Consider the following 12,137-nt stretch of genomic DNA (forward strand, 5'->3'; position numbering starts at 1 on the left):
GTTTCCCTTACCCTTTGGCGCGGCCCTGCCGTGCACGATACGCAAGGCCCATCTTGCGCCGACCCGCGCGGCGCGCTATCTCAAGACTGCTCTAACGGGGTGCCTTTCGTTCCATCGGGACGAAATGCTGAGAGGCGACAGCCAACCCGCGGAACCTGATCCGGTTAACACCGGCGGAGGGATTAGACGCGTCGATCGCAAAGCGCCCTATCCCGAGATCAATTGTTTTTTAGGAGGAGGGCGTCATGCCATCATATCTCGTCGACACCTTGCGTTCCGGTCTTGCCGCAGCGCTTCTCGCAACAGCCTTTCTCGGGTCAGGTCTGGTGCTGCCGGCGCATGCCGCCGACAAGGTGCTGACCGTCTATACCTATGAGAGCTTCATTTCCGAATGGGGTCCGGGTCCGAAGGTTAAGGAAGCCTTCGAGAAGAGCTGCGGCTGCACGGTCAATTTCGTCGGCGTTGCCGATGGCGTGGCCCTGCTGACCCGGCTGAAGCTGGAAGGCGAAGGCTCGAAGGCTGATGTGGTTCTCGGGCTCGATACCAGCCTGACCGAGGAAGCCAAGCAGACCGGCCTTTTTGAAGCCTCCGGCATCGATCTTGCCAAGGCCAAGGTGCCGGGCGGCTTTTCCGACGATGTCTTCGTGCCCTATGACTACGGCCATTTCGCCGTGGTCTACGACAGTGAGACGGTAAAAAATCCGCCGACGAGCCTGAAGGAACTGGTCGAGGGCGACCCGAGCCAGAAGATCGTCATCGAGGATCCACGCACCTCGACGCCCGGGCTCGGTCTGCTGCTCTGGGTCAAGTCGGTCTATGGCGACAAGGCGCCGGAAGCCTGGGCGAAGCTCAAGGGCCGCGTATTGACGGTGACACCCGGCTGGTCGGAGGCCTACGGCCTGTTCACCAAGGGCGAGGCGCCGATGGTGCTGTCCTATACGACCTCGCCGGCCTATCACATGGTGGCGGAAGAGACCGATCGCTACCAGGCGGCGGAATTCTCCGAGGGCCACTACATCCAGATCGAGGTCGCGGGCCTGTTGAAGAACGCGCCGGACAAGGATCTGGCCCGGCAGTTCCTCGCCTTCATGCTGGAACCGGGCTTCCAGGATACCATTCCGACGAACAACTGGATGATGCCGGCGGCGGCCACATCCGAGCCGCTGCCCGACGCCTTTGGCAAGCTGGTACAGCCGAAGACCACCTTCCTGATGAATTCGGCCGAGGTCGCTGCCAACCGCAAGGCGTGGATCGACGAATGGCTGGCAGCGATGACGCTGAACTGAGCCTTGCGGCATGGCACGCCCGCGCATCCTGTCAAACGCGGAAAGGCTGCCGGCTCTGGCCGGCGGTCTTCTGGTGCTGGCGCTGGTCGCGGGTTTCATCGGGACGGCGCTGGTTGCGCTGCTCCGCGGCCGGATGGACGGCGCATCGCTTGGCGTGATCGGCGATCCGGTGGTGCATTCGGTGCTGCGCTTCACGCTGTTTCAGGCGGCCCTGTCGACGGCTCTGTCGGTCATGCTTGCCCTGCCGGTTGCCAGTGCGCTGGCGCGCCAGCCGGGGTTTGCCGGTCGCCGCTGGCTGATCCGGCTGATGGCCGTGCCGATGGGCCTGCCGGTGCTGATCGGGGCGCTCGGGCTGATCGGTATCTTCGGGCGGCAGGGCATCATCAATGATGGCCTAGCCTTTGTCGGCCTTGCCGAACCGGTGTCGATCTACGGACTTTCCGGCATCCTGATCGCGCATGTGTTCTTCAACCTGCCGCTGGCGACCCGGCTGATGCTGTCGGCGCTAGAGCGGGTGCCGGCGGAATACTGGCGCTCGGCGGCAAGCCTCGGCCTGTCGCCGCTGTCGATCTTCCGCTTCATCGAATGGCCGGTGCTGGCGCGGGTCATTCCGGGTGCCAGCGGGCTGATCTTCATGCTCTGTGTTACCAGCTTCACCCTGGTTCTGGTGTTTGGCGGCGGGCCGGCGGCAACGACGATCGAGGTGGCGATCTATCAGGCGCTGCGCTTCGATTTCGATCCGGAACGGGCGGTGTCATTGGCGCTGATGCAGATCGTCGTCACCGGCGCGATCCTTTCTGCCCTGAGCCTGCTGCCGGCGGCGGTCGATACCGGCCAGACCAGCGGCCGGCGGTTTGTCCGATTTGACGGCATGGGGCTGCCGATCCGGTTGCTGGATGCTGCCGTGCTCCTGCTGGCGGGGCTGTTTCTCGTGCTGCCGCTGGCGCAGGTGATCGTCTCGGGGGTGAATGCCGATCTGATCAAGCTGTTGCGGGAGCCGGCGTTCCTGCAGGCGGCGGGCACCAGCCTGATCGTCGCATCGTCAGCCGGCCTGCTGTCGCTCGCCTGCGCCTATGGCGTGGTTTCGGCACGGGCCGCGCTTTCGTCAGCGCGGCCCTTCGCCGTCGGGTCGCGGCTGTTTTCGGCATCCCTCGCGGCAAGTTCGTCGCTGGTGCTGCTGGTGCCGACCAGCGTTCTGGCGACCGGCTGGTTCCTGGCCTTGCGCGCGCATGGCGATATCGCGACATTTGCGCCGGTGATCGTCATCGGCATCAATGCGCTGATGGCGCTGCCGTTTGTCATGCGGGTGCTGGAGCCGGCCTTTGTCGAGCATCAGGCCCGCACCAGCCGGCTTGCGGCCTCGCTCGGGCTTTCCGGGCTGTCGCGCTTGCGCCTGGTCGACTGGCCGGTGCTGAAGCGGCCGCTTACCATGGCGCTCGCCTTTGCCATGGCGCTGTCGCTCGGCGATCTCGGGGCGGTGGCGCTGTTCGGGTCGGAAAATATCTCGACGCTGCCGTCGCTGATCTATGCGCGCATGGGCAGCTATCGCAGCCATGATGCCGATGGCCTTGCGCTCATTCTCGGGGCGATCTGCCTGGTGCTGGCGCTGATCGGCGCGCCGCAAGGAAAGGACATGCGCCGATGATGGCGGAAAAAGCGGCGGCGATCCGCCTGGAACAGGTGCGGCTGACGCTCGGCGCGCCGTCATTTCACTTCGACTGCCGCTTCGAGGCGGGGGCAATCACGGCGGTTGTCGGGCCCTCGGGCTCGGGCAAGTCGACCCTGCTCAACCTGATTTCCGGTTTCGAGCGGCCGGACAGCGGCCGCGTGCTGATCGGCGACCGCGACGTCACCGAGCTTGCACCCGCCGAGCGGCCGGTGTCGCTGGTGTTCCAGGACAACAATCTGTTTGCCCATCTCGATCTCTACACCAATATCGGGCTCGGCATTCATCCGGCGCTGCGCCTGACGGCAGCGGACCGCCAGGCGGTGTCGCATGCGCTGGAGCGGGTCGGGCTCGGTGGCTTCGAGCAGCGGCTGCCGGGTTCGCTGTCGGGCGGCGAGCGGCAGCGGGCGGCCTTTGCCCGGGCGCTGGTAAGGCGCAAACCGGTGATGCTGCTCGACGAGCCGTTTGCGGCACTTGATCCGGGGCTGCGGGCGGTGATGGTCGAGCTGCTTGCCGATCTGCACGGCGAAACCGGGGCAACGATCGTGCTGGTCACCCATGATCCGCGCGATGTCGAGCGATTGGCCCGCGACGTGGTCTTCCTCGAGGACGGTCGCGTGCTGGTTGCGGCAGCGACGGCGGATTTTTTCGCCCGCCAGGATCTCGACGCCGTGCGGCGCTTTGCCGGACGTGATGCCCCACCTACTCCCGGACGCGATGCCGGGGCCTGATGACGCCGAGCGACCTTCGCCTTAATTTCGTCGTTCGCCGGTGTCATGCGCCAAGGGAATGGGTGCTTGGCGTCAACAAGCCTTGGTCATCTCATGTGTCGCGCCTATCTTATACAGCATGCGGTTTTTTCGCATTGTGTGAAATGGCGGCAGATGCTTGATGGGATAGACCGATTCTCGCCTTGGTTGGCTGCGTGATTGCGTGGCCATGGGCCGGGATCTCGGGCTCGACAGGCGTTCACGAAGGTTTAGGCAAAGGGGCAGGATGCAGTTATTGACCGGGAACAGCGCGTTGGCCGCCGAAAACGTTCGGCGGCGCGGGTCCGCGAGGTTTGTCTCGTCGATGGCTGCTCTAGTCAGCCTCAGCCTCCTGCTGTCTTCCTGCCAGTCGCTGTTCGAGCAGGCCTATGTGCCGAGCGTAGCACCGTCGACCAATCCGCAGATCGTCGACGAAGTGCAGAAGGACGATCCGCGGGCGCAGATGGGCGCGCGCGAACATCCGCGCATCGTGGCAAGTTATGGCGGCGAATATTCCGACGCCAAGACCGAACGGCTTGTCGCGCGCATTGCCGGTGCGCTGACGGCGGTGTCGGAAAATCCGAACCAGTCCTACCGCATCACCATCCTCAATTCGCCGGCGATCAACGCGTTCGCGCTGCCCGGCGGTTACCTCTACGTGACGCGCGGGTTGCTGGCACTGGCCAATGACGCCTCGGAAGTGGCGGCCGTGCTCAGCCACGAAATGGCGCATGTGACAGCCAATCACGGCATCGAGCGGCAGCGCCGCGAAGAGGCGGAAGTGATCGCCAGCCGGGTGGTCGCCGAAGTCCTGTCGAGCGATCTTGCCGGCAAGCAGGCCTTGGCGCGTGGCAAGCTGCGCCTCGCCGCCTTCTCGCGCCAGCAGGAACTGCAGGCGGACGTGATCGGCGTACGCACGCTGGGCGAGGCCGGATACGACCCCTATGCGGCGGCGCGCTTCCTGGATTCGATGGCGCGCTACAGCCAGTTTACCTCGGTCGATCCCGATGCCGACCAGAGCCTCGACTTCCTGTCAAGCCATCCGAACGCGCCGCAACGCGTGGACCTCGCCAAGCGCCATGCCCGGGCGTTTGGTCCGGAAGGCACGCATGGCGAGACGGGCCGCGACTATTATCTGAACGGCATCAATGGCCTGCTCTACGGCGACAGCCCGCAGGAAGGCTATGTGCGCGGCCAGACCTTCCTGCATGGCACACTCGGCATCCGCTTCGACGTGCCGGCCGGCTTCCAGATCGACAACAAGGTGGAAGCCGTTCTGGCGACCGGGCCGGGCGATGTGGCGATCCGTTTCGATGGCGTCGCCGACAGCCAGAAGATGACGCTGTCGAACTATATTTCGAGCGGCTGGGTCACCGGGCTTTTGCCGGAAACCATCCAGATGACCACGGTCAACGGGCTGGAAGCTGCGACCGCGCGGGCCTCGGCCGATCGCTGGGATTTCGATATCACCGTGATCCGCATCGGCACGCAGATCTTCCGCTTCCTGACCGCCGTACCGAAGGGCAGTGCGGCGCTGGAGCCGACGGCGCAGCAGCTGCGCACGAGTTTCCGGCGGATTTCGCCGGAGGAGGCTGCCTCGCTGAAGCCGCTCAGGGTTCGCGTCGTCACCGTCGGGGCAAAGGACGATATCGGCACGCTGTCGGCCCGGATGATGGGCACCGACCGCAAGCTCGAACTGTTCCGGCTGATCAACGCGCTTGGACCGACATCGACAGTGGCGCCGGGCATGCGGGTGAAGATCATCTCCGAGTAAGGGCATGGACCCTTTCGGCACTCAGGACGCCCGACAGGTTCCAACGCAATTGCGCGGGCGGCGCAGGCAGAGCCCGTAAGTGAGGGTTTTGCCCAATGCCTTCGAGATTACCGAATGATCGCCTGATAGGCGTTGCCGAATCGGCAGATCTGGCCGACGGCGCTCCCCACCCAGGAGCCCTCTTCCGCCTGACTTAAACTCAGCTTGCCAGGTTCTTGGCCTCGAGGCCGATGAAAATGGCTATAACGAACGCGACGACGGTCGCGCAGACGAATGCCACCGAGAAGGCGCCGATCGCTTTTGCTGCTCCCATGTGCCGATCCTGAATAAACCACCTCACCTGCGCTTGCGCATACCACAGCGTGGCGAATGCCAGCGTAGCGAGACCGATCGTGATGCCCTGCGCGTGTGGCATGAACAGGAAATCAAATGCCAGGCCGACAACGAATGCAAAAGGTGCCGCGACATAACACTGGCTGAAGAAGGGCGGGCGCAGAGAGTTGCGGGTGATCCTGACGGACTGTTGGCGCAGCATGGCGACGGCCATGCACAGCGGGTAGATCCCGAACACCACGCCGCGGGCGATCAGCAAGTTTGACCCCGATCCCAGTTCTTTTGCAACGATCGTTGGATCGTATGACGTCGGAAAGGCGGCCGAAAGCCCTTGGGACAAAAGAAGTGTGATCAGGAGAAACAGGGGAGGGCTCAGCGTATCTTCGTACTGGTCCTCGGGTCTGTCGGCCAGTTCGCTGTCGGCGTAGCGCATCATGCGCAGCGGGTTGACGACGGAACGCCACATCGTGAGCGGATAAAACAACAGCCAGGACACCAGCTCGTAGAGCAGTTCTTCCAGCGATTTGAGCAGTTTCATAAAGTCCAAGGCGACCTCCTGTTGCCGCTATTGTCTGTGGTTTTAGACACATAACAGGGCATCCAGAGAGCGTCACGCCATGATCGTCATGGACGTCTCAAGGGAGGAAAACCAATGTCAGGGGTCGATCGTCAGTTTGGCCAATCTGGAAAGGCGGATCCCGTCGGCGTTGCGAATACGGCGAATTCAGTCTTTAATTCATCCGCCACTATCAACTCGGAAAGGTCGCCCATGAGAACGATCCGCCATCTGATGCTCATCCTTGCCATGTTGGCAGCGGGCCCTGCCATTGCTGACGATGTTCGGCGCGAGACCGTGCATTTCTCGGCCGGTACCTCAGGCTCGACCATCAATGCGCAGCTCAAAGGGTATCAGAGCGTGGAATACACGCTCGGCGTGACGGCTGGCCAGAAACTGACCGTGCAGCTCGATTCAAGCAATTCCAGCCTCTATTTCAATGTGGTGGCGCCCGGCGCAGACGCGGCCCTGTATAACAGTTCCATAGATGGCAACGGAACGACCATCACAATCCCCTCCAGCGGAAACTACGCGATCCAGGTCTACCTGATGCGCAATGCCGCCCGCCGGGGCGAGGCTGCAAATTATGCACTGACGCTTTATGTCGAGTGATCTCCCGATGACGGGAAAAGGGGGATGAGGATGACAGAGCGCGGATACGCCGATCGATCAGATTTCTATCTCGGATGTCAGGCCTTGGCACCATGATCGCCAGGAAACAGGATTTCCCGTTCTATGACGGTCACCCGGTTGAAGTCAGCGGCCTGGGCTGGCTGTTTCTTTTGGCATCAGTTGCACTCGCCTTCCTGGCTCTGGTCTCAATCCCGCTCCGCAGCTTTCCCGTCTACCTCGTGCCGACGCTGCTGTTCGCGGGTATACCGCTCTTGGCGCTGCGCCTCGTCACCGGGCGATACTGGACGGCTTTGTTCCGTCCGATCAGATTAAGCTCCGCCGGATTGATGATCCTCTTTGCCATGCTCAGCCTGGCTGGATCACTGGGCATGGGACTGCTTCTCCAGCAATTTTTCGAGCTCCATGCCAATCCCGTTTCCGCCAGCTTTGCCTCGATGTCGACGCTTGATGTTGCCGCGCTGCTCCTTCCAACCGTCATCCAACTGATCGGCGAAGAATTGCTGGGCATCCTGCCTTTCCTCGCCGTGCTCTGGTTCTGCGTCAAGCACTTACGCCTTACACGATCCTGGGGCATTGGCGTCGGATTGCTGGTCTCCGGTCTGATTTTCGGGGCCGTGCATCTGCCGACCTATGACTGGCATTGGGCGCAATCTTTGCTCGGAATTGGCTTCACTCGGGTGCTTCTCACCCTGGCCTATGTCGTCACGAAGAACCTTTGGGTGTCGGCAGGCGCCCATATTCTGAACGACTGGGCCGGATTCCTTTTTCTCTTCGCTGCAACCCATGTCCCGATCGATCCCGGTGGTTGAGCGTACCTGAATTCGGACCGAGCCAAACAACCCTTCCCGGCGTATTTTGCGGATGACATTCGGGATGACAGTCGTTCGGCGATACCATCAGCGCATGTCAAATCGCGCCGCGAAAGGCCTAATCACGTGTTTTCGCAACAAAGCCGGCGTTTCCGCCGGCCCTGTTGAATTCGGCCCTGATAAGCCTCAATACGCCATCTCGTAGCGGCTGGCTGCCGGGACGCGGGTGGTGAGCGCCGATTTCAGCTTTTCCAGCGCGCGGGTCTCGATCTGGCGGACGCGTTCCTTGGAAATGCCGAGTTCGACGCCGAGCTCTTCCAGCGTTGCGCCGTCTTCGGTCAGGCGGCGGGCCTTGATGATCCGGCTTTCGCGTTCGTTGAGCTGGGTCAGCGCGCTTTTCAGCCAAGCGATCCAGCGCTCGCCGTCGATGATGCTGGTGGCCTGCTCGTCCGGCAGCGTCTCGTTGCTTTTCAGCATTTCGAGCTGTTCCGCGCCTTCGCCGTGGCGGCCGGCGACGGGGGTCTGGAGGGATGCGTCATTGCCGGTCAGGCGGGCATCCATCGACTGGACATCGGCTAGGCTTACGCCGAGCGCGGAGGCGATTTCCTGGTGGATGGCCTGGTCGCTCAACCGGTTGTCGCCCTGGGCGAGCTTGGCGCGCAGGCGGCGCAGGTTGAAGAACAGCGCCTTTTGCGACGAGCTCGTGCCGCCACGCACGATCGACCAGTTGCGCAGGATATAATCCTGCATCGAGGCGCGGATCCACCAGCCGGCATAGGTCGAGAAACGCACTTCGCGACCGGGATCGAAGCGGGCTGCGGCTTCGAGAAGGCCGATATAGCCTTCCTGGATCATGTCGTTGAGCGGCAGGCCGAAGCCACGGAATTTCGAGGCCATGGCAATGACGAGGCGCATATGCGCCTGAGCGATGCGGTTGCGCGCATCCTGATCATTGTTGTCCTTCCAGCGGATTGCCAGGTCCAGCTCTTCCTGCCGTTCGAGATAGGGCTGCGACATCGCGTATTTGATGATGTGTCTGTCAGCGGACATGGCTTTCATCGAAATCTCTCCATGGTCGGTGCGGACCGTTTGCTGGCAAGAGCCTCATTTGCGCATTTCAGCATCAACGGACAAATGACGCCGTTGTTCCATGCCATGTCGGGCCGCGGCTTCCTTCAAGGCGGTTCCGGGCGCGGTCGTTTGCGACCACCACCCTCTCGGCTTTGTCTGTCTTGATATACGTTGGAGAGATGTGTCCGGATTTGTGCCCGTCCCTGGCATGACGCAGGCTCACGCAGTTGTGACTATTGCCGGGCGCTCGCGGAGAACGGCATGCGGCGGCCAAGGCCGGCCACAAGCGGAACGCCCGATGTCACGAATGCAAAACGGCGCGGATTGCTCCGCGCCGTTGGTCGCTGATGCGAAAAGGGAATATCAGGCCGAGAGAGCCTGGAACTCGGCAAGGATCGCATCGCCCATTTCGACGGTGCCGACCTTGGTTGCACCTTCGGCCATGATGTCGCCGGTGCGGATGCCCTTGTCGAGAACGTTGGCGATGGCTTTTTCGAGCGTATCGGCTTCCGTGACCATGTTGAACGAGTAGCGCAGGCACATGGCAAACGAGGCGATCATGGCGATCGGGTTGGCGATGCCCTGGCCGGCAATGTCGGGGGCCGAACCATGCACCGGCTCATAGAGCGCCTTGCGCTTGCCGGTCTTGGCATCGGGCGCGCCGAGCGAGGCCGACGGCAGCATGCCGAGCGAGCCGGTCAGCATGGCGGCGACATCCGACAGCATGTCGCCGAACAGGTTGTCGGTGACGATGACGTCGAACTGCTTGGGCGCACGCACGAGCTGCATGCCGCCGGCATCGGCGAGCATGTGCTCGAGCTTGACGTCGGCGAACTTCTCCTTGTGGGTCGCGGTGACCACCTGGTTCCACAAGACGCCCGACTTCATCACATTGCGCTTTTCCATCGAGCAGACGCGGTTGCCGCGGGTGCGAGCCAGTTCGAAGGCGACGGCGGAGATACGCTCGATCTCGTAGGTGTCGTAGACCTGGGTGTCGATGGCGCGCTTCTGGCCGTTGCCCAGGTCGGTGATGGTCTTCGGCTCACCGAAATAGACGCCGCCGGTCAGTTCGCGGACGATCAGGATGTCGAGACCCTCGACCAGCTCGGGCTTCAGCGACGAGGCGTTGGCGAGCGCCGGATAGCAGATCGCCGGGCGCAGATTGGCGAAGAGTTCGAGATCCTTGCGCAGGCGCAGCAGGCCGGCTTCGGGGCGCACCTCGTATGGCACGTCATCCCATTTCGGGCCGCCGACCGCGCCGAACAGCACGGCATCGGCGGCAAGCGCCTTGGCCATGTCTTCCTCCGAGATTGCCGCGCCATAGGCATCATAGGCGGATCCGCCGACCAGGCCTTCCTCGATGACGAAGCCGGCAGCCTTTTCCGCATTCATATAGGCGACGATCTTGCGGACCTCGGCCATGGCCTCCGGACCGATGCCGTCGCCGGGCAGAAGAAGAAGATTGCGCTCAGTCATGATAGCCTCCGCTGAAAAACAAGTTGCGGTTTCTTAGACCTCGACCCTTGCCATTTCAAGCGAGCAAGGGGCCGAAACGGTACGGTTTGCCGGGCTGGGCTCTGCGCATCCTGCCTGGTTGACGGGCATGCGTTTGCCGGTCACAAGAGCGCATCTCTGTCCAATCCCGGTGACCCCATGTCCTCCATGCCGCCCATGTCCGCGCTTCCTTTGCATCTCGACACGCCGCTTTTTCGCACGACGAAAGCTTACAGCGAAAGCGGCCTGCCGCTCTGGCTGAAGCTCGATGCGCTGCAGCCGTCCGGCAGTTTCAAGCTGCGCGGCGTCGGCCGGCTTTGCCAGCACGAGGTGGAGAACGGCGCGCGGGAGATCTTCTGCGCTTCGGGGGGCAATGCCGGCATTGCCGCGGCCTATGCCGGGCGTGCGCTCGGCGTGCCGGTGACGATCGTGGTGCCGGAAACGACCTCGGTCGAGGTACAGCTTCTGATCGAGGCAACGGGGGCATCGGTGCTGGTGCATGGCGCGGTGTTCGACGAGGCCAATGCGCATGCGATCGCGCTGGCTGAGACACGCAAGGCGGCCTATGTGCACCCGTTCGACCATCCGCTGCTCTGGGAAGGCCATGGCACGCTGATCGACGAAGTGGTGGCGAAGGGGGCGGAATTCGATTGCGTCATCGCCAGTGTCGGCGGCGGCGGGCTGATGGCGGGCATCGTGGCGGGCTTGCAGCGCAACGGGCTGTCGCATGTTCCGGTGATCGCCGTCGAAACCGAGGGTGCGGCCTCGTTTCATGAAAGCGTGAGAGCCGGTGAACGGCTGACGCTGCCGGCAATCACCTCGATCGCCAATTCGCTCGGCGCGCGCCAGGTGGCGAGCCACGTCTTCGAGCTACCGAACAGCCATGCGATCGAGAGCGTTACGGTCAGCGATGCGCAAGCCGTGGCGGCCTGCCTGAAATTCGCCGATGCCTATCGCATCCTGGTCGAGCCGGCCTGCGGGGCGGCGCTTGCCGTTGCCGATGTGCATGCCGGGCTTTTAGCGCGGTTTCAGAACCCACTGATCGAGGTCTGCGGCGGGATCGGCGCATCGCTTGCCAAGCTGAAGGCCTGGCAGGAGGAATTGCTTTAGGCGCGGTCTCAAATCGGAAGGCTATTGAATGGCACAAATCATTTTTCTTCACGGAGCGTCGAGCAGCGGCAAATCAACGATCGCGAAAACGCTACAGAAACGCATTGAAAAACCGTTCTGGCATATATCGATTGACCACCTTCGTGACGGTGGCGTACTTCCAACGGAGCGCTTCAAGAACGGCGATTTTCGCTGGACTGATGCCAGGGCAGCCTTCTTCGATGGGTTTCACGGATCACTGAAGGCCTACGCGGATGCCGGCAACGATCTCATTCTTGAGCACATTCTTGATACCGAGGGATGGCTGGAAACAATCGGCAATCTCTTGGCGATGCACGATGTTTTCTTCGCCGCAATACACTGCCCACTCGAACTTTTGACTGAGCGCGAAACCGCGCGAGGTGACAGGCCAGTGGGCAGTGCCAAACGGGATTTCGAGACAATACACGTCGGAAAAACATACGACGTCGAACTGCGGTCTGAGGATGGGGCTGAAGCAAACGTCGAAAAGCTACTCGCCGCATGGAGAAATGGCGGGCGCTCCTCGAGTTTCGTCAAACTGAAGTCCGCTTAGGGAGGAGTACCTGTTTCCGGCGCTCTCCGACCCACGATGCCAGACACTGAACAAAGAAAAACCGCCCGCAGCGTGTGCTGCA

Annotated in this window: 11 protein-coding genes and 1 riboswitch; of the genes, 8 read left to right on the plus strand and 3 right to left on the minus strand. The window is 62.4% G+C overall.

All coding sequences use genetic code 11. The features are described from left to right. Nucleotides 1–85: 85 nt before the first annotated feature. Nucleotides 86–199: riboswitch (TPP riboswitch) on the plus strand. Between the two features lie 46 nt (nt 200–245). The 4 genes from thiB (at nt 246) to LQ231_RS01845 (ending at nt 5,475) form a co-directional block, all read left to right on the plus strand. Further along, nucleotides 246–1,286 carry a thiamine ABC transporter substrate binding subunit gene (gene thiB / locus LQ231_RS01830; RefSeq protein ID WP_230170060.1) on the plus strand — a complete coding sequence of 347 codons (1,041 nt, stop codon included), beginning with the start codon at nt 246–248 and terminating at the stop codon, nt 1,284–1,286. 10 nt (nt 1,287–1,296) lie between these two features. Next, nucleotides 1,297–2,931 (plus strand): thiamine/thiamine pyrophosphate ABC transporter permease, encoded by a 1,635-nt coding sequence (thiP, locus tag LQ231_RS01835; protein ID WP_230170061.1) that lies wholly within the window; start codon nt 1,297–1,299, stop codon nt 2,929–2,931. Beyond that, nucleotides 2,931–3,683 carry an ATP-binding cassette domain-containing protein gene (locus tag LQ231_RS01840; protein WP_230173214.1) on the plus strand — a complete coding sequence of 251 codons (753 nt, stop codon included), beginning with the start codon at nt 2,931–2,933 and terminating at the stop codon, nt 3,681–3,683. Before thiP ends, LQ231_RS01840 begins: the two co-directional genes overlap by 1 nt. Nucleotides 3,684–4,026: 343 nt before the next feature. Further along, nucleotides 4,027–5,475 carry a M48 family metalloprotease gene (locus LQ231_RS01845; protein WP_230170062.1) on the plus strand — a complete coding sequence of 483 codons (1,449 nt, stop codon included), beginning with the start codon at nt 4,027–4,029 and terminating at the stop codon, nt 5,473–5,475. A gap of 199 nt (nt 5,476–5,674) precedes the next feature. Here LQ231_RS01845 and LQ231_RS01850 read toward each other — a convergent pair whose 3' ends face one another. Beyond that, nucleotides 5,675–6,355 (minus strand): permease, encoded by a 681-nt coding sequence (locus LQ231_RS01850; RefSeq protein ID WP_356634676.1) that lies wholly within the window; start codon nt 6,353–6,355, stop codon nt 5,675–5,677. A 222-nt stretch (nt 6,356–6,577) separates the two neighbouring features. Here LQ231_RS01850 and LQ231_RS01855 point away from each other — a divergent pair, with 222 nt between their 5' ends. Together LQ231_RS01855 and LQ231_RS01860 are read left to right on the plus strand one after the other, a co-directional pair. Next, entirely contained in the window at nt 6,578–6,976 is a 399-nt protein-coding gene (locus tag LQ231_RS01855) for a PPC domain-containing protein (protein WP_230170063.1), read from the plus strand. A 92-nt stretch (nt 6,977–7,068) separates the two neighbouring features. Then, nucleotides 7,069–7,806, plus strand: a complete 738-nt coding sequence (locus tag LQ231_RS01860) for a CPBP family intramembrane glutamic endopeptidase (RefSeq protein ID WP_230170064.1) — start codon at nt 7,069–7,071, stop codon at nt 7,804–7,806. A 186-nt stretch (nt 7,807–7,992) separates the two neighbouring features. On the opposite strand, the gene LQ231_RS01865 is transcribed toward LQ231_RS01860, so the two are convergent. Beyond that, complete coding sequence (locus LQ231_RS01865; RefSeq protein WP_230170065.1) at nt 7,993–8,865, minus strand: RNA polymerase factor sigma-32; 873 nt, start codon at nt 8,863–8,865, stop codon at nt 7,993–7,995. Between the two features lie 375 nt (nt 8,866–9,240). Then, entirely contained in the window at nt 9,241–10,353 is a 1,113-nt protein-coding gene (gene leuB, locus LQ231_RS01870; protein ID WP_230170066.1) for a 3-isopropylmalate dehydrogenase, read from the minus strand. Nucleotides 10,354–10,548: 195 nt separating this feature from the next. Between leuB and LQ231_RS01875 the strand changes: the two genes are divergently transcribed. Both LQ231_RS01875 and LQ231_RS01880 read left to right on the plus strand, forming a co-directional pair. Then, complete coding sequence (locus LQ231_RS01875) at nt 10,549–11,481, plus strand: pyridoxal-phosphate dependent enzyme (RefSeq protein WP_230173218.1); 933 nt, start codon at nt 10,549–10,551, stop codon at nt 11,479–11,481. Nucleotides 11,482–11,509: 28 nt separating this feature from the next. Further along, complete coding sequence (locus LQ231_RS01880; RefSeq protein WP_230170067.1) at nt 11,510–12,055, plus strand: chloramphenicol phosphotransferase CPT family protein; 546 nt, start codon at nt 11,510–11,512, stop codon at nt 12,053–12,055. The last annotated feature ends 82 nt before the right edge of the window (nt 12,056–12,137 follow it).

The sequence above is a fragment of the Rhizobium sp. CECT 9324 genome (genome assembly GCF_918741265.1).
Lineage (GTDB): Bacteria > Pseudomonadota > Alphaproteobacteria > Rhizobiales > Rhizobiaceae > Allorhizobium.